The sequence below is a fragment of the Thiosulfatimonas sediminis genome (assembly GCF_011398355.1).
GTDB classification, from domain to species: domain Bacteria; phylum Pseudomonadota; class Gammaproteobacteria; order Thiomicrospirales; family Thiomicrospiraceae; genus Thiomicrorhabdus; species Thiomicrorhabdus sediminis_A.
The window spans coordinates 925,946-942,823 of record NZ_AP021889.1; the positions used below are offsets into that span (position 1 = coordinate 925,946).

Below are 16,878 nucleotides of genomic sequence, written 5' to 3' on the forward strand. Positions count from 1 at the left end.
AATAATATTCTGAGTATCTTCGGTGGCTTATTTTGGGCGTGCTAGGGAGGTCTATTTGTGTAAAAAAATTTACAAATATGAGTATACATACTTATTTTGGTTCTGTAAATGTTATGTATGGATAAGCGTAATTGATTAATAGATGAGTACATATTCCGACTGCACTTGAACACTTAATGTAAAAATAGCTCAGCCAAGGATGCGTTGATTTAAGGTGTTCAAGTAATATCGGAACAGCCGTTCAAGTCCGCCGGAATGTGCAATGGGAGCAAAATGATTGCATCGTTGAGGAAGCGCAGGGAGGATGAAAAAACCCGATTAATCGCTTGATCGGGCTTTACTGAAATTAATTTAGAGTGAAATGAATAAATAAAAAAGTGTAGTGTTGTTTTAGATGCCGTCTTTAGGTTTGGCGTTCCAGTTACAGACGCAGTCGTTATATGCCTTAGCGCTGAAACTTTGAATCGTTTGTTGTTTGGTTTGTGAATCAAGTTGCACTGGCACTTGGTAAGCTTTTTGGATGTAGTCATAGGCAATGCTGTTGGCTTGTCTATATTCCCAGCCATCTTCTAAGATTCGATTGGCAACAGCGGTCATTACTTGGCCTTCTTGTCGCGATGTAATGACATCTTGGGCGATGATTTTCATTAATTGACAGCTAATTTGTTTGGTTGACGGCACGGAATCAGCGTGCGTTACAGGGATAAATAAAATACCGGTTGTTAGTAGGCTGGCACTGAGTAAAACGGATTTTTTCATAATGGCACCTCGTGATTTCAAACACTTGCGGATTGTTATATATCAGAAAAGGAAATCCTTAACTGTTTGTTAGACTACGCGTTTTGCGCATGAAACAGAAATAGATAGTTTTTAGGCAAGATTGCTTATTTTTATATTGGTATTTTCTGATATTTGTATCGGTCGAGGTATAAAAAAACCCGCATTATTTTGCGGGTTTTAGTGCGTTTGCTAGCCAATTTGTTGATTAAAATTCTTCCCAGCTTTCATCGCGCGTGTTGTTTTTGATTGGGCTGATAATTTCCTGTTTTTTGATTTTTGCAGGCGGTAGCGAAGTGTTGGCTCTAACCGGTGCTAAGGTTTTCTTAGCAGGTTGGCTTGGAGCGGCCTGCGGGGCGACGTGCTTTTGCTGTTTGGCTTTTGAACGCGCTGCGTTGAGAAATTCATTGCCAATTTTGAACTCTTGCATGCGTTCAACCAAGCCACTTGTTTGCTGTTCAATAATGGCAACACTTCGGGCTGAGTCTTCCACTAAAAGGGCGTTTTCTTGAGTGTTGCTGTCTAGTGAAGCAATTGCTTGGTTAAGTTGTTCAACGCCTTGTGCCTGCTCGTTAGAAGAGGAGGCGATTTCCGCTACGATAGAGGTAACTTGGCTAATCGCATCATTGATTTGGGTTAAAGATTCTCCGGACTCTTGTGCTAATTTTGTGCCTTGTTGAATTTTTTCGACCGAACGGTCAATCAAATCTTTAATCTCTTTCGCCGCATTTGCCGATTTACCCGCCAGTGCGCGAACTTCTCCCGCTACCACGGCAAAACCTCGACCATGTTCGCCGGCACGAGCCGCTTCAACGGCAGCGTTAAGCGCCAATAGGTTGGTTTGGAAGGCGATGGAATCAATTAATCCGATAATTTGTACAATCTGTTCAGAAGAGGTTTTAATCTCCTCCATTGCTTCAATGGTTTTCGTCATAATTGCCGAACCTTGTTTGGTTTTGCTGGACGCTTGGCCTGTTAGTTGGTCCGCTTGTTTGGCATTTGATGCGTTGTTGCGAATCGTTGAGGTCATTTCTTCCATTGTGGCTGCTGTTTCTTCAATTGAGGCTGCTTGTTGTTGGATGCGAGAAGAAAGGTCTTCGTTGCGCTGTGAAGTTTCGCGCATGTCGTTGGCGATTTCATGCACGGTATTGTTCACTTCTGCCAAAGTGCTGGATAAATTGTCTAGTGAGGTGTTGATGGCGTTTTTTATTTCACCCAGTCCGCCTTCAAATGCACCGGTCACTCGGTCGGTTAAATTGCCTTTAGAGAGTTCGATAATGACATCGGCAATATTTTGGTTAGCGGCAGCAATTGCTTTGGACATGTGATTGATTTGCGCGCCGAGATCATGAATGAAGCCATCTAATGCGCTTACATCAATTTGTTCGCCAATATGGCCTTTTGCCGCTTTTTCGACCATGGTTTTTAAGTTGTTTTCCACGGCGGTTTGCATTTTTTCTAGTTTGACTTCTTGTGATACGTCTTTCCATTCGGTGACGAAGCCATTGCGTTTGCCATCGATATCCCAAAGCGGATTAACAATAATCTGCAGATGGAGGTCGCCTAATGTTAAGGAGGCGACATAGGTGTCGTTAAGTTGTTTTAACAGCTTACGTTGATGGGCTGGATTTACGTGGAAAATATCGATGTTTTTGCCAATCAGATCATCGGCTTTAAAGTGTGGCAACATTTTTTTAATATCGATTTCGACGTTTTTTAGGGTATGTAAAATCGAATCGTTCATATAAGTGATGTTTAAATCTTCATCGGCAATCATGATATTGGTTGAAGACTGGTCAACTACGTGTTTAACGGTCTCTGCGCTGTTCATGTGTTTGCGCACAGTGCTGATTAATTTGTTCATGTATATGCCGAGTTCGTGGGTCTCTTTCGCGCCTTCGACTGGAATTTTGATGTCAAGGTTCACCTCGTCTTGGTTTTTGTAGATTCGGCGAATGTTTTCACTAAGGTGGATAAGTGGTTTGATTAGCCCGCGACGAACCAATACTTCAATGGCCAATAAATTAAGCAGTGCTAATACAATAATCAGAGTCAACAGTTGGCTGATTTGGAAGGCTTTAATTTCTTTATTCAATGCCTTTAACTGTGTGCTGCCACTTTCTTGCATGTGAGTAAATAAATCTTGCATCGCATTCATCGCGGGACGGTCATCGACAACAACTTGAGAGTCAATGTAGTTAATTGGTGCATTTTCGGCTTTCAACTGTTTAACCAATTCCATCTGCTGAGTGTATTGCTTCACTGTGTTTTGAATGGCTAAAAGCTCTTTAATTTCTTCTTCGGTTGGTGTTTCGACTTTTTGGTAGCGGGCAATTAGGTCGTTAATTTTGTCGATATTTTCTTGGAATTTTGCTGGGTAGCTAGAGGTGCGGTAATCTGTTTCGCCGCGTAAAATAAAGTTTTTGAAGTTATGGATCATATTGCCATAACCCATCTGTGATTGAAGCTCTTTAAAAATCAGTTGTTTTTCGTAAATCTGTGCCTGCAGTTCACTTATATTTTTATGGTAGTTATCTGAACTTTGGATGATGAGAGTGGCACCAAGTCCATTGATTATCAAAAAGATAACCAGGTATAGACTGAGTAACAGTTTTGTGGATTTCCCAGATAAGGTTTGTTGCATCGTAATGCCTCCAGTTTAAGCAGTGTTCGCTTTTGGAAAAGATTGGTCTCATGATTTGAGAATTTTGGTTTTTCGTTGCGCTTCAAAACGGCCAATTGGCCTATATTTTTCACTATATTTGCTAATTTTGATGCATTCATGCTAATAAATGTAGACAGTCTTAAACCCTGTGGTGATTTATTGCAGTTGAATATGATTTAAGTTAACTTTGGTCTGCTGTAAGGCTCTTTTAACGGAATCTTAGCGTTTTGAGGTAGTGATGAAATAGAAAAGCACCTTATTGGCCTAGGGACTTATTTTGTGTCTCCTTAGCGAAAGGTACTTTTTTGCTGTGATAGTTATACGAAAGTTATTATGGACTCACAAAACCGATGGCGTTATGCACCTCGGCAAGCGTTACTTGCGCTTGCGCGCGGGCTTGTTTTGCGCCGTCTGCTAAAATGGCTTTGAGCTCCGCCTCATCAGATCGAATTTGTTTAAACTTTGTTTGGATTGGTGCTAAATAGTCGGCAACCAATTCACCGAGTTCGACTTTTAGGTGGCCATACATTTTTCCCTCAAAGTGTTTGGTCACTTCGTCAATAGATTGACCGCTAATAACTGAGTATATCGTCAGTAAATTGGATATACCTGGTTTGTTGGCAAGGTCGTAGTGGATTTGCGAATCGGAATCGGTCACCGCTTGTTTGAACTTTTTGAGAATCAATTTCGGATCATCACCCAGCGCGATAAAGTTATTTTTGTTTTCATCGGACTTAGACATTTTTGATAGTGGGTCTTGCAGGCTCATAATTCGACCGCCTGAGGTTGTCGGTGGAATGAACGGTTCCGGCACAGTGAAAATATCGCGTTGGTATTTGCTATTAAAGCGCATGGCTAAATCACGGGTTAATTCTAAATGCTGTTTTTGGTCCGCGCCGACGGGCACCATCGCCGTTTGGTACAGCAAAATATCTGCCGCCATCAAGACGGGATAATCAAATAGCCCGACATTGATGTTGGCCGAGTGTTTCGCCGATTTATCTTTAAACTGCGTCATGCGATTAAGTTCGCCCATGTAGGTCGAGCAGTTTAAAATCCATGCTAGTTCGGAATGTTCTGGTACATGTGATTGGATAAAAACAGTGCTTTTGTCCGGATTAATGCCAGAGGCGAGATACCAAGCAACAAAATCTAAACTGCGATTGCGCAGCTCTTCGGGATTTTGTTCAACTGTGATGGCGTGCATATTGACGAGCGAAAAAAGACAATTGTAATCATCTTGCATGGTTACCCAATTTTTTATTGAGCCAATGTAGTTGCCAATCATCAGGTCGCCGGAGGGCTGAATGCCGCTTAATAAGGTCGGTTTATGCATAATCTGTGTTCTCTAAATCCCTTAAAAGGTGCCGTTTACATCGTTGATTTATCAGTAGCAGGTTGAAATTTGCGCGTATTTTCGCATTTTTAAGCATGAATCGCTAGGGTGGCACGGAATAAGTCCGCATCGCCTAGTGAGGTGAATTATTGTGCTGGTTAGAAGGTTTGTTTACGCAATGTTTCAAATGGAAAAATATTCTGGGATTTCTCGTTCTGTCTCTCATTCATCTTTAAAAGACCCATGGAAGGAGTTTTTTGGTATGGGTTTGGTAGATTCGATAGTCGCTTACTTGCCGGCAGATTAAAGTCTCTTCGTAATGCAGCTTTAAAAGCAGTGTCGCGAATAAGGCAAAATAAAGCCAAGCGCTCGTAAGTTGGCCATCAAGTAGTGGCAGAGGCAAACAGAAAAGTAAAATGGCGGCATACATCGGATGACGGATAAACCTGTAGGGTCCAGTGGTGACGACGGCCAAGTGTGGCAGTGGGTCTGGCACGATATTAAAGTGACCGAGATGCATTGTCTTTAGAGCCCATAGCCCAAGCAGTGTACCAGCGGCATAAAAAAACAGGCTCCAAATTGGCCAGTTAGCCGGAAAAGCAAACACAGCTAAAGCGCCGATTAGGCCAAATTGGCCACTGACTAAACTGTAAGAGTAAATTGGGTGTTTGAGTTTTTGGTGCATACTGATTTGTCCCGTTTAAAGCGAAAGTTGGTGGCTTTGATTGCAGTCTTAGCAAAAGGCGTTAAAATGAGGAAAATTTAGTTCAAGGGTTGCGAATAGTTTCTGTAAGATTCGTAAACGCCTTTTAGCATTGGCTGCACCGTTTGTTTTATTGGCAGTGGTGTCAAGTCCTTAGCAGTATATGGTAGTTAACAACAAAATCTATGCACAGTTTTATCCGAAAAATAAGCGCCTTTTTTTCCAGCCCTAAGCCCGTGACAGCTGAGGATCATCAACCACCCTTCGTTTTAAGTCGAGACGACCACAATATTTCCCGCGATGACATTGATCGTGCCGCTTTGGATGTTCTTTATCCGTTGAAGCGCGCCGGCTATGATGCCTATCTTGTCGGTGGTTGTGTGCGCGATTTACTCTTAGGGCTTGAGCCGAAAGATTTTGACGTTGTCACCAATGCCGAGCCTGAACAAGTTAAGCAGGTATTCCAGCGACGCTGCCAATTAATTGGGCGACGCTTTCGTTTAGCGCACGTTCGTTTTGGTCGTAATATTATTGAAGTAGCTACCTTCCGAGGTCATGATCAAACGGCACCGCAAGCGCGTGGTCGATTTTTCGGTCGCAAAAAATTTGCGCAAACGCGCGAAGTTGATGAGAGTGGACGTCTTCTGCAAGACAATATTTACGGCAGCATTGAAGAGGACGTCTGGCGTCGTGATTTTACGGTAAACGCACTCTATTACAGCGTGAAAGATTATTCGATTCTTGATTACACTCATCAGGGAATTGAAGACATTGAAAAAGGTCTGATACGTCTGATTGGTGATCCGCAAACGCGTTATCGAGAAGATCCTGTACGGATGATTCGCGCTGTACGTTTTGCAGCAAAATTAGGCTTTAGAATTGAGAAGCAATCGGAAGCACCAATACGTGAACTCGCGCCTTTGCTGAGCGATGTCTCTAATGCCCGAATGTTTGAAGAAGTGCTTAAACTTTTCCATAGCGGTGTTGCGGTCCAGGTTTTTGAAAAATTACGTCATTACGGACTTTTTGAGCATCTGTTCCCGCAAACTGAAAAAGTGCTAGAGCAAGAAAGTGAAGGCTTTCCGAGGATGTTGGTCATTGAGGCATTGAAAAGCACTGACGAGCGTATTCGTTCAGGTAAAAGTGTGAATCCGGCGTTTTTGTTTTCCGCTTTGCTTTGGGAGCCAATGCAGCAACGTAAGCAAGCGTTGATGGATCAAGGTGAAGTGCATCAAAATGCGTTGTTTGCTGCCGCGAATGAAGTGATCGAGCAACAGATTAAACAGACAGCGATACCTAAACGCTTCACTGCCCAAATTCGCGAGATTTGGAGTTTGCAATATCGTCTGCCAAAGCGTCATGGTGACAAGGCGCAAGAGTTGTTAGAGCATCCGCGTTTTCGTGCGGCTTACGATTTTCTTGGGATTCGCGTTGCCGCCGGAGAGACGGCCGAGCAGCATCTTTTTGACTGGTGGACGGAATATCAAGAAAAAACCCCGGTTGAACGTGTCGCTTTTGCCTCAGATTTAAAGCCACAGCATAAGCGCAAACGTCGTCCACCGCGTCGTAACCGTAATTTCTTCCGTAAACGTAGCCAAAATGGCGAAAGTTCAGCGCCTAAAGATTCGTGAAAATTCATACCGCCTATCTTGGGTTGGGGGCGAATCTTGATGCCCCTGTTCAACAAATTAAAGAGGCTTTGAGGCTGCTGCAAGCGCAGCCGGAAGTGCATTCGTTGGTTTCTTCTCAACTCTACGCTTCCAAGCCTTTAGGGCCGCAAGACCAGCCGGATTACGTGAATGCGGTTTGTCGCTTAGAGGTTTCGCTTGAGCCCTTGGCGTTGTTGGCGTTGTGTCAAAATATTGAAATGCAGTTGGGGCGAGTTAGAAAACGTCATTGGGGCGAGCGCACGATGGATGTGGATATTTTGCTGTATGACGCAATCTCTTTACACAGCGAAACTCTAACGATTCCCCATGCACAGATGCATCTGCGCGATTTTGTGCTCGTTCCACTGGCAGAAATCGCTCCAGCGATCGACATACCCGGGTTAGGGACGATAGATACCCTATTAAAAAACTTGCAGCAGAGTTTTTTGCTCCCGCTTGCGGTTGAATAAAACCAACTGCGGGCGCTTCTCTCAGTTCAAATATCCCTTCATTTAGGTTACATTATGCGCTTCTTGTCACGCTTTCAAGCGAGTCACGAGGCGGCTTCTTAAAAGTAAGATTACGTAAATTGCCGCTGATATTTTAGGAAAACACCATGCGTAAACGTTTATCAAACCTACAAAAAACCCTTGCGGATGGCGAGGCTTTAGCTTGTCTAACGGCATATGATGCCTCGCAAGCCTATTGGGCGGCGCAATCTGGTGTTGATGTTTTGTTGGTAGGCGATTCACTTGGGATGGTGGTGCAAGGACACTCAACTACCTTGCCAGTGAGCTTAGATAATATGGTGTACCACACGCAGTTGGTTCAGCGCGGTAACGCACAAGCGCAGCACCCAGCTTATTGTATTGCTGATTTACCATTTATGAGCGATGCCACGATTGAGAGCGCCTTGCAAGCCGCCGGCCGTTTGATGAAAGAGGGCGGCGCGAATATGGTTAAACTTGAGGGGGCGCAACGTGTGGTGCCGATTATCCGAGCCTTGGCTCAGTTAGGTGTTCCGGTATGTGGGCATCTAGGCTTATTGCCACAGTCTGTGGAAAAACACGGTTATAAGGTGCAGGGAAAGGATGCTGTTTCGGCGCAGGCCTTGTTTGATGCGGCATTGGCTTTGCAAGAGGCCGGTGCGGATATGTTGGTGTTGGAATGTGTGCCGGCTGGACTGGCACAAAAAATTACCGCAGCCTTATCCATTCCCGTTATTGGCATCGGTTCTGGTGTGCATACATCCGGACAAGTTTTGGTTTTACACGATATTTTGGGTGTGACTTTGGGTAAGGCGCCGAAGTTTAGTAAAAATTTTATGTTTGGTCAGGGGTCTATTCAGGCGGCAATCGGCGCTTATGTTGCGCAAGTGAAAGCGCGTACTTTTCCTGATTCATCGCATTTGGTAGCGGAATAATTTAACGGTATTGGGTGTTAAAAATGCAAGTCATTGAAACGATTAGTAAATTGCGTTTAGTGGTGCAAGGTTGGAAGCGCCAAGGGTTAACGGTGGCATTTGTGCCTACGATGGGGAACTTACATCAAGGGCACCTAAGTTTGGTGGATGTTGCCAAGCAAAAAGCCGATAAGGTTGTCTGCAGTGTGTTTGTTAATCCACTGCAGTTTGGTCCTGATGAAGATTTTGACCGCTATCCACGAACCTTTGAAGCGGATAAAAAGTTGCTCAGTGAGCAGGGGGCGGATTTGCTGTTTTTCCCGAGTGTACAGGAAGTTTATCCGCATGGTACGGCACAACAGACCTTAGTTAAAGTGTTGGCCAGTTTAACTGAAAACCTAGAAGGTGCTGTCCGTCCAGGGCATTTTGACGGTGTCAGTACGGTGGTGCTGAAGTTGTTTAATATGGTACAACCAGATTGTGCTGTTTTTGGGCAGAAAGATTATCAGCAATTGCGCGTGATAAAGATGATGGTCGAGGATTTATCTTTGCCGATCAAAATCATTGCAGCGCCGATTGCTCGTGATAAAAATGGTTTGGCACTGAGTTCGCGTAACCAGTATTTGAGCGCTGAACAGCGTCAGATTGCGCCTAAATTACAGGTCGTTTTACAAGACATTGCCGCCGCTTTGCAGTCGGGTAATCGCGATTTTTTCGCTCTCTGTGAAGTTGCTCAGCAGCGTTTGTTAAGGGAAGGTTTTGATCAGGTTGACTATATCGAGATTTGTCAGCCAAAAACCTTACAAAAATCGACTGATTTCGATCAAGAGTTTGTCATTTTAGGCGTTGCCCGGCTTGGAACAACCCGCTTGCTGGATAATATTCTGATATAAGATAAGTGCGTTAAACATGGCTTTTATGCCTTTTTTGCACATCTGTGTCTTAAGCAAAGGTTTCTTATGAGTTACTCCACCCTTATTGGTCTACTCGCTGGCATCATCATTGTGCTGATCGCTATGGCGATGGGTGAGGGGGTTTCGCTTGGGGTTTTTTTCAACGTTCCCGGTATTATGATTGTGGTTGGCGGTACGGCTGCCGCCACGATGATTCGCTATTCTTTAGCAGATTCATTAAGTGCCATTGGGATGTCTTTTCACGCTCTGAAGTTGAATAAAGAAACAACGGATTTAAATGAGCTGGTTGATATTACCGAAGAATTGATTCGTTTGTCGCGCGCTAAAGGCGTATTGGCGATGGAGGAGTTTGAGGTAGGTAATCGTTTTTATCAAAATGGTGTGCGAATGTTGGTGGATGGTTATTCCCCAGAGTTAGTTGCGCAGAGTTTGCGTGAGCAAACGAATTTGCTGAATGATAAAGCGGAAACGAGTGCTGGCGTGTTTCGTTCAATTGGTGAAGCCGCTCCGGCGTTTGGCATGATTGGCACTCTAGTGGGCTTAGTGCAGATGCTTTCTAACCTAAGTGATCCTTCGGCGATTGGCCCCGCGATGGCCGTGGCGATGTTGACGACTCTGTATGGCGCAATGATTGCCAACTTATTTGCACTACCCGTGGCGGATAAGATTGCGTCTTGGACTAAAAATGAAACTTATCGACAAGCGATGATTATTGAAGCGGTTGATTCGATTGCCAGAGGCCATAATCCCGCGGTTATGCGGGATTTATTGGCGCCTTATTTACAGGGTACCGCTAAATCTAAACAGCAGGATAAAGGTGATGAGCAGTAAGCCATCAGGGAGTCCTGCATGGATGGCAACCTTTGCCGATTTAATGTCGTTATTGATGGCACTGTTTGTTTTGTTGTTTGCTATGTCATCGGTTGATATTGTGAAGTACAAGGCGGTAGTTGAATCTTTTAACGAAACCCTAGGTAATGGCGATGAGTTAACGCCAGAGCAAACCTCTTTTTTTCAGTCAGTACAGCAGGGCATTGATGCGCAAACGCCTGTGATTGAAAACCCACAAACGGATGAGGTGGACAAATCGACCAGAGAAATGCAGAGCTTGTATAAACAGTTACAGAGCAGTTTCTCATTATTAGGAGAGCAGGCGGTTAAGATTGAGTTTGCTGAGCAGAGTAATCAAATTAAGTTGGTTTTTCCTGAGCAGATTGCATTTGATGCTGGGCGTGCTGAGTTAAAACCGCATTTTGTGGTGCTTTTGCGCAAGCTGGCCGATTTAAAAAAACAGCCATTGTTGGTCAAAGTGGTTGGGCATACTGATAGCCGCTCGATAACTGGCGGTCGTTTTCTGAATAATTGGGAGTTATCCAGTGCCAGGGCGTCTTCGGTGGTTGCCCAGCTGGTTAAAGACGAATGTGTGCGTCCTGAACAGGTTCAAGCAATTGGCGTTGCCGACACTCAGCCGATTGATAAAAGTCAGACCGAGCAGGCTTTTGCCAAAAATCGCCGTGTAGAAATTTTGCTGTTATCTATGGGCGAGCAAAATGAAAAAATGGCGATGCAACATTAAACGCATTTGCTGTTATTCGGTGTCTTACTAAATTCATTGGAGTGGCTTGAGTGCTCACCTAGCAAAAAGCAGCATCCGATAAATCAGAATGCTGCTTTTTGTTTGGATAATTGAGCTGAACTGAAATTGGAATAATTTACTTTTTAGCTAGCGATATCCATTTTTTGAACTGCAATGGTATTTTTAGTGTGCGATATTTTATTGCTATGCTCTTCAAAATACACCATTTTGGGTTTGAAGTTTTCCGCTTCCTTTTCGGACATAGCGATATAGGTCGCAATAATCAATACATCACCGGGCGAGGCTTTGTGAGCCGCTGCGCCATTCACCGAGATAATTCCGCTGTTTTCTTCACCTCGAATTGCATAAGTGGTAAAGCGCTCACCGTTATTGACGTTATAAATTTGAATTTGTTCGTATTCTCGAATCTCAGCGACATCCATTAAAGTGCCGTCAATGGCGCAAGAGCCTTCATAATCGACTTCTGCGTGAGTCGTTTTGACACGGTGCAGCTTAGATTTTAATAAAGTGATTTGCATAGTTTTCTCGTCTTTCGCGAATCTATAGGAGGATTGTTTCGCTTTTGGCTGCGCAATCCGCAAATATAAGCCCGCTATTATACTGAATTTTTAAATTTTGATAAATGCTTAGGTTTTCCGAGCGCCATTTTTACTGCCTAAACCTTCAGCAGCAATCTAACCCCTTGCCGGCGTTTCGATGTGTTCGAGTTAGATAAAACGTGCTAAGCAAAAAGCGCCAAGCGGAAATCCGGTCTTGGCGCCTGATAACATGGAGCGAAATCGGTTAACCTGTATTTCGCATCCCCGCGGCAATCGCGTTAATGCTGTTTAATAAAGGTGGTAGCCATCTGTCTTGCTCTTCTTCGCTCAACGCCTCGTTTTTATAACGGCGCAGTACTTCAATTTGAATATTGTTTAACGGCACCAAATACGGATTGCGGCGTTTCAGTGACAGAGCAATCGTTGGGTTGTCGGCCATTAAGTATTCATTGTCGGTGATTTCTAAAATACGCGCGCACGCTCGTTTGTGCTCATCGGCAATTTTTTGATAGACCGTCTGCGCAACGGCTTGGTCACGTCCAAGATGGCTGTAGGCTTTGCCGATAACGACATCGGTTTTGACCAGCGCCATCTGAATGTTACTGGCGATGGCGTTAAAAAATGGCCAGTTATGATTCATCTCTTGCAGTGTTTCTGGACCGTTTTCTTCAATCCATTTATTTAACGCATAGCCCGTTCCTTGCCATGCTGGAAAGGTAAGACGCGCTTGCGCCCAGCCAAAAATCCATGGAATTGCGCGAATTGACTCTTTCGACAAGTTTCCCTTTTTACGGTGCGATGGACGTGAACCGATATTGAGTAGTCCCACTTCGGTAACAGGGGTTGCTTGATAGAAAAAGTCAAAAAACCCTGGCGTATGGTCGGTCAAATCACGATAGCAGTGTTCGCCGTCGCGGGCCAGCTGTTGCATCGCTTGCAGGTATTTTTCGTTATCTGGTTTGACAGGTCTAACCAAGTTCAAACTGGCTTTCATTAGGCCTGTGACACCAAGAGATAACTCATACATGGCGGTTTCTGAGTTACTGTATTTATATGACAAGACTTCGCCTTGCTCGGTAAATTTGATTGAGCCGCGAACGGTTCCAGTCGGTTGCGATAGAATTGCGTGGTGCGTTGGGCCGCCTCCTCGCGCTAAAGTACCGCCGCGTCCGTGGAATAGACGACAATCAATGCCGTGCGCATCCGCTAATTTCATAATTTGTTGTTGTGCTTGATACAGTGACCAAGAAGAAGACAGATTGCCGCCGTCTTTGGCAGAATCGGAATAGCCCAACATGATTTCTTGCTGGTTGCCGGAAGCGCGCAACAGGTCTTTATAAGTCGGGTTGTCCAATAGGTCTTTCGTCACTGGAACAATGTGTTCTAAATCTTCGATGGTTTCAAATAGAGGGCTGATATTGACATTACAATACGGTTTTCCTGCGTTATAACCTGCTAGACCTGCTTGATGGGCAAGGAAGAGCACTTCCATGACATGGCTGGCGGAGTGAGTCATTGAAATAACGTAGTTGTTAAACGCTTTTGGACTGATTTCTTGACGCATTTTGCGCATTACATGAAAGACTTCTAAGACTTCTTGCGTCATCTCTTGTAATTGCAGGTGCTGCGTGTCGATAATCGTTGCAGAGGCAACGTGTTGCGCAAGGACGCTAATGCGTTCTGCTTCGCTTAGGGTGTTGTAGTCGATATTTAAATGTTGCAGCAAATCTGCTACAGCATCGGTATGGACGGTCGATTCTTGGCGAATGTCGAGACGCATTAGGTAGAACCCAAAGGTTTTTACCAAGCGTATGAGGTCCAGTAGTTCTGCTTCGGCAACATTCAAATCCCCGTGCCCGCAGAGTGAATCGAAAATCAGTTCAAGATCGTGTAAGAAGTCGTTTTCGGACTCATAAGCTAAAGGACTTTTCTCGAAAGATTCATCATTTAATGAGGCTTCAATATACTCAAGATTGTGCTTAAGTTTGCCGTGCATTAGGTATAGAAAACGGCGATAAGGCTCATCTTTAAAGCGTTCTGGGCGTTTTTTGAAGACCGCACGAATCAAGTCGGTATCGCAAATGGTAGCGCGATTAATCACATCTTGTGAGATGTCGCATAGATGTCTTGAATGGGTCAATTTTGAGCTTAAATCAAAAACCCGTTTTTGGTATTCATAAATTACCGCGCGGCTTTGGAGTAAAAGCGCGTGCTCTGTGGTGTTGTGGGTAACAAATGGGTTGCCGTCACGGTCACCACCAATCCACGAACCGAAAGTTAAAAAATTGGGTGTTTCAATCGCATCGTCTGGATAGTGTTTTGCCAGGGCGCGATCCATGTAGCGATAGACTGTTGGCACAGCATCAAACAAGGATTGACGGAAATAGTAGATACCATTGCGAATTTCGTCTTCAACGGTTGGTTTTTGTCGACGTACTTCGTCGGTTTGCCAAAGTACTTGAATTTGTGTTTCAAGTTGTTGATGAATCGAGTCTTTTGCGTAATCGTTGTTGTAGTTATCGGCTTCGTTTAGTGTGCCAATATCTAGGAATACGCGGCGCAAATTGTCCATCACTGAGCGGCGTTTTGATTCAGTTGGGTGTGCGGTGAAAACCGGAATATAGTTGAGTTTGGAGAGCAGTGTTTGCACTTGTGCGCCATCCAAGCCTTTGTCTTTAAATTCGGCAATCGTGTTGAGAACTGAACCTGTCCATAGAGGACCATCGGAACGTAATTGGCTTTGACGTTCGTGATACTGGTGCTCCTCTTCAGCCAAATTGACTAGGCTGAAGTAGAGATTAAAAGCGCGAATAATTAAATTTAAATCATCAGGCGTCTGTTCTTGAATAAAGCGGGTGAGTTCCGCACGAAGTTGCGGGTCGTCTTCTTTTTGAAGCAGGATATAGCCTTTACGTAGTTTTTCTACAGCATCGAAGGTTTTTTTGCCAACCTGTTTTTCGATGACTTTACCTAATATATTCCCTAAAAGCTTCACTCGCGCGCGTAGCTGCTTATCACGATTTTCTGCCATATTCTCACTCAAATTTAAGTAAACAAAATTAGCCGATATTGTACCAGAATTTTTTTATGATTGGTTTGAAGGCGCGGGCAATCGCTTGATTAATCAGCTGTTTTCGTCGGCTGAGCGATGCTTTTTGAACCGAGTGCGTTAAAGTGGTGCGGCATTGCTAGCAATGGTGCTAAAAATAGGTGCGTTGATAAACGCTTCTGTTGGTGTGAGGAGTTTGTTGTCTTACCAAAGGATATAAAAAACGCCGATAGAGATCGGCGTTTTTGCGGAACTGTACTAAAACTTATTTGTTTTGGTAGCTGGCGACACCGGCAAGAATCTCTTTACGAGCTTCTTCTACATCACCCCAGCCATCAACTTTGACCCATTTACCTGGTTCAAGATCTTTGTAGTGACTAAAGAAATGTTCAATTTGCTCTTTAAGTAATGGTATGTCTTCAACTTTTTCAATCTTAGAGTAGATAGGTGAAAGTTTATCAACCGGAACCGCAATGACTTTAGCATCTTGGCCGCCGTCATCGGTCATTTTGAAAATGCCAATTGGACGACAACGAATGACCGAACCCACTAAAAGAGGGTGAGGGGTGACCACTAAAACATCGACCGGATCGCCATCGTCAGAAAGCGTGTCGTTGATGTAGCCGTAGTTGGCTGGGTAAGAAAGTGTTGAGCCTTGAAGACGGTCAACCCAAACTAAGTCCGTCTCTTTGTCGACTTCGTATTTGATTGGTGGCGCAAATGCTGGAATTTCAATGATAACGTTAACATCATTTGGTACGTCTTTACCGGCTGGTACAGCTGCAAAACCCATAGTAATTTCCTTATAAATCGACCGTGAGGGCTAAGGTGAAAAGTCCTTTTGGTCATTAATTATTTTTTAATATTAAAACGAAAACACCCGTAACAAGTCCGCCGTTAAGGTAATGAAAACGTGATGTCTTCGTGCCTTCCTGGTTACCTTGTTACGGGTGTTGTGAATCTAAGTTAGATTCGATTATTTGCTGTGGTAAGCGACGACCTTAGCCACTTCATTTTTTGAACCAAGTACCACTGGAACGCGATCGTGGATACCTTTTGGCGCAACGTCCATAATGTCCATGCGTCCAGTTGAAGACGCGCCGCCAGCTTGTTCAACGATCATCGACATTGGGTTACCTTCGTACATCAGACGAAGTTTACCGGCTTTAGATGGATCACGCTTGTCGTATGGGTACATGAAGATACCGCCACGCATAAGAATACGGTGAACTTCTGCAACCATAGACGCTACCCAGCGCATATTGTAACGCTTGCCTAGAGGACCTTCTTCACCAAGTAGACAGTCATCAATGTATTGCTTCATTTCTGGTTCCCAGAAACGTTGGTTAGACATGTTGATTGCAAATTCTGCGGTGTCAGCAGGGATTTGGATGCCTGATTTGGTTAGGATGAACTCACCTACTGTTGTGTCTAGAGTAAAGATGTTAACACCATTACCAGTTGTCATCACTAAAAGCGCAGATGGGCCGTACAGTACGTAACCGGCAGCAACTTGTTTGCGACCGTTTTGTAGGAATACTTCTTGGTTGTCGCCAGACTGGTCGTCTTGCGCTTCAAGTACAGAGAAGATCGTACCAACAGAAAGGTTAACGTCGATGTTTGAAGAACCGTCTAGTGGGTCGAAAGTAACTAGGTATTTACCTGCGGCAGAGCCAGCAACGGTGTAATCTTCTTCTTCCGAACCGATACCACGAACGTATGGGTTAGCCACTAGGATGTCTTTTAATAGGTCGTTAGAGATAACGTCCAATTTCTTTTGCGTCTCACCTTGAACGTTTTCGTCTTCTGTTGCGCCTAGGATACCGGCTAGTTCACCTTGACGAAGTTTGAAAGCGATGTCTTTACACGCAACAATAACATCATTGATTACTAGTTCTAATTCTGCTGGAACGCCTTCCGCAGCCAATACTTGGTCAAGTCTTTTCATCGAGTTTCTCGCTGTTTAGATTGATAAAAAAAATTGCGCTAATGATACCCGTTGATGTGGTAATTCGCAAACTTTTACCTAGAGAGGCACAGAACAAGTCTCTATTTACTTAAGCATGGGGTTGCGGGGTGTCAATTATATGCTTGTGTGCATGGGGATAGCCAAAGCCAAATAGGCGATAGGTTGAAGGCGGACAGCGAAGTGGCTTTCGCAAGCAGTGCTTGTAGGGGGAGACTGTTTTTCAGTGAAGCGGTTCATTATTAACCTCTCGTGATGATAATAACAGCCGTCTTGGTGAA

General features: G+C 44.2%; 14 protein-coding genes. 6 read left to right on the plus strand and 8 right to left on the minus strand.

Features of this window, described 5'->3' with window-relative positions:
* Positions 1 to 390: 390 nt before the first annotated feature.
* From HRR27_RS04260 to HRR27_RS04275, 4 genes are all read right to left on the minus strand, one after another.
* On the minus strand, positions 391 to 759 hold the full coding sequence (locus HRR27_RS04260; protein WP_173271216.1) for a hypothetical protein: 369 nt from the start codon (positions 757 to 759) through the stop codon (positions 391 to 393).
* Positions 760 to 985: 226 nt separating this feature from the next.
* Positions 986 to 3,421 carry a methyl-accepting chemotaxis protein gene (locus HRR27_RS04265; protein ID WP_173271218.1) on the minus strand — a complete coding sequence of 812 codons (2,436 nt, stop codon included), beginning with the start codon at positions 3,419 to 3,421 and terminating at the stop codon, positions 986 to 988.
* A gap of 352 nt (positions 3,422 to 3,773) precedes the next feature.
* On the minus strand, positions 3,774 to 4,778 hold the full coding sequence (trpS, locus tag HRR27_RS04270) for a tryptophan--tRNA ligase (RefSeq protein WP_173271220.1): 1,005 nt from the start codon (positions 4,776 to 4,778) through the stop codon (positions 3,774 to 3,776).
* A 232-nt stretch (positions 4,779 to 5,010) separates the two neighbouring features.
* Entirely contained in the window at positions 5,011 to 5,463 is a 453-nt protein-coding gene (locus tag HRR27_RS04275; protein WP_173271222.1) for a methyltransferase family protein, read from the minus strand.
* A 254-nt stretch (positions 5,464 to 5,717) separates the two neighbouring features.
* On the opposite strand from HRR27_RS04275, the gene pcnB reads away from it, so the two are divergent.
* The 6 genes from pcnB to HRR27_RS04305 all read left to right on the plus strand — a co-directional run bounded on the left by pcnB (position 5,718) and on the right by HRR27_RS04305 (position 11,022).
* Positions 5,718 to 7,112 (plus strand): polynucleotide adenylyltransferase PcnB, encoded by a 1,395-nt coding sequence (pcnB, locus tag HRR27_RS04280; protein WP_341829822.1) that lies wholly within the window; start codon positions 5,718 to 5,720, stop codon positions 7,110 to 7,112.
* Positions 7,109 to 7,600 (plus strand): 2-amino-4-hydroxy-6-hydroxymethyldihydropteridine diphosphokinase, encoded by a 492-nt coding sequence (folK, locus tag HRR27_RS04285; RefSeq protein WP_243830881.1) that lies wholly within the window; start codon positions 7,109 to 7,111, stop codon positions 7,598 to 7,600. Before pcnB ends, folK begins: the two co-directional genes overlap by 4 nt.
* Before the next feature lie 146 nt (positions 7,601 to 7,746).
* On the plus strand, positions 7,747 to 8,553 hold the full coding sequence (gene panB / locus HRR27_RS04290) for a 3-methyl-2-oxobutanoate hydroxymethyltransferase (RefSeq protein ID WP_173271227.1): 807 nt from the start codon (positions 7,747 to 7,749) through the stop codon (positions 8,551 to 8,553).
* Between the two features lie 23 nt (positions 8,554 to 8,576).
* Positions 8,577 to 9,425 (plus strand): pantoate--beta-alanine ligase, encoded by an 849-nt coding sequence (gene panC / locus HRR27_RS04295; RefSeq protein WP_173271229.1) that lies wholly within the window; start codon positions 8,577 to 8,579, stop codon positions 9,423 to 9,425.
* Between the two features lie 66 nt (positions 9,426 to 9,491).
* Positions 9,492 to 10,277, plus strand: coding sequence for a motility protein A (locus HRR27_RS04300; protein ID WP_173271231.1), 786 nt, complete (start codon positions 9,492 to 9,494; stop codon positions 10,275 to 10,277).
* A complete protein-coding gene (locus tag HRR27_RS04305; protein WP_173271233.1) occupies positions 10,267 to 11,022 on the plus strand; it encodes an OmpA/MotB family protein in 756 nt (251 codons plus the stop codon). The genes HRR27_RS04300 and HRR27_RS04305 overlap by 11 nt, the downstream gene beginning before the upstream one ends.
* Before the next feature lie 143 nt (positions 11,023 to 11,165).
* Here HRR27_RS04305 and panD read toward each other — a convergent pair whose 3' ends face one another.
* The 4 genes from panD to HRR27_RS04325 form a co-directional block, all read right to left on the minus strand.
* On the minus strand, positions 11,166 to 11,561 hold the full coding sequence (gene panD, locus HRR27_RS04310; protein ID WP_173271235.1) for an aspartate 1-decarboxylase: 396 nt from the start codon (positions 11,559 to 11,561) through the stop codon (positions 11,166 to 11,168).
* A gap of 265 nt (positions 11,562 to 11,826) precedes the next feature.
* The gene (gene ppc, locus HRR27_RS04315) at positions 11,827 to 14,613 is read right to left on the minus strand and encodes a phosphoenolpyruvate carboxylase (protein WP_173271237.1); all 2,787 of its coding nucleotides are present in this window, start codon (positions 14,611 to 14,613) and stop codon (positions 11,827 to 11,829) included.
* Positions 14,614 to 14,896: 283 nt separating this feature from the next.
* The gene (gene ppa / locus HRR27_RS04320; protein WP_173271239.1) at positions 14,897 to 15,424 is read right to left on the minus strand and encodes an inorganic diphosphatase; all 528 of its coding nucleotides are present in this window, start codon (positions 15,422 to 15,424) and stop codon (positions 14,897 to 14,899) included.
* A 183-nt stretch (positions 15,425 to 15,607) separates the two neighbouring features.
* Complete coding sequence (locus HRR27_RS04325; RefSeq protein ID WP_173271241.1) at positions 15,608 to 16,579, minus strand: class 1 fructose-bisphosphatase; 972 nt, start codon at positions 16,577 to 16,579, stop codon at positions 15,608 to 15,610.
* Positions 16,580 to 16,878 lie beyond the last annotated feature (299 nt).

Excerpts from the sequence above, each read along its gene's own strand:
- HRR27_RS04265 (WP_173271218.1), bottom strand. The coding sequence starts at position 3,421 with ATGCAACAAACCTTATCTGGGAAATCCACAAAACTGTTACTCAGTCTA.
- HRR27_RS04260 (WP_173271216.1), bottom strand. The coding sequence starts at position 759 with ATGAAAAAATCCGTTTTACTCAGTGCCAGCCTACTAACAACCGGTATT.
- HRR27_RS04305 (WP_173271233.1), top strand. The coding sequence starts at position 10,267 with ATGAGCAGTAAGCCATCAGGGAGTCCTGCATGGATGGCAACCTTTGCC.
- HRR27_RS04275 (WP_173271222.1), bottom strand. The coding sequence starts at position 5,463 with ATGCACCAAAAACTCAAACACCCAATTTACTCTTACAGTTTAGTCAGT.
- panC (WP_173271229.1), top strand. The coding sequence starts at position 8,577 with ATGCAAGTCATTGAAACGATTAGTAAATTGCGTTTAGTGGTGCAAGGT.
- panB (WP_173271227.1), top strand. The coding sequence starts at position 7,747 with ATGCGTAAACGTTTATCAAACCTACAAAAAACCCTTGCGGATGGCGAG.
- ppa (WP_173271239.1), bottom strand. The coding sequence starts at position 15,424 with ATGGGTTTTGCAGCTGTACCAGCCGGTAAAGACGTACCAAATGATGTT.
- trpS (WP_173271220.1), bottom strand. The coding sequence starts at position 4,778 with ATGCATAAACCGACCTTATTAAGCGGCATTCAGCCCTCCGGCGACCTG.
- HRR27_RS04325 (WP_173271241.1), bottom strand. The coding sequence starts at position 16,579 with ATGAAAAGACTTGACCAAGTATTGGCTGCGGAAGGCGTTCCAGCAGAA.
- panD (WP_173271235.1), bottom strand. The coding sequence starts at position 11,561 with ATGCAAATCACTTTATTAAAATCTAAGCTGCACCGTGTCAAAACGACT.
- HRR27_RS04300 (WP_173271231.1), top strand. The coding sequence starts at position 9,492 with ATGAGTTACTCCACCCTTATTGGTCTACTCGCTGGCATCATCATTGTG.
- ppc (WP_173271237.1), bottom strand. The coding sequence starts at position 14,613 with ATGGCAGAAAATCGTGATAAGCAGCTACGCGCGCGAGTGAAGCTTTTA.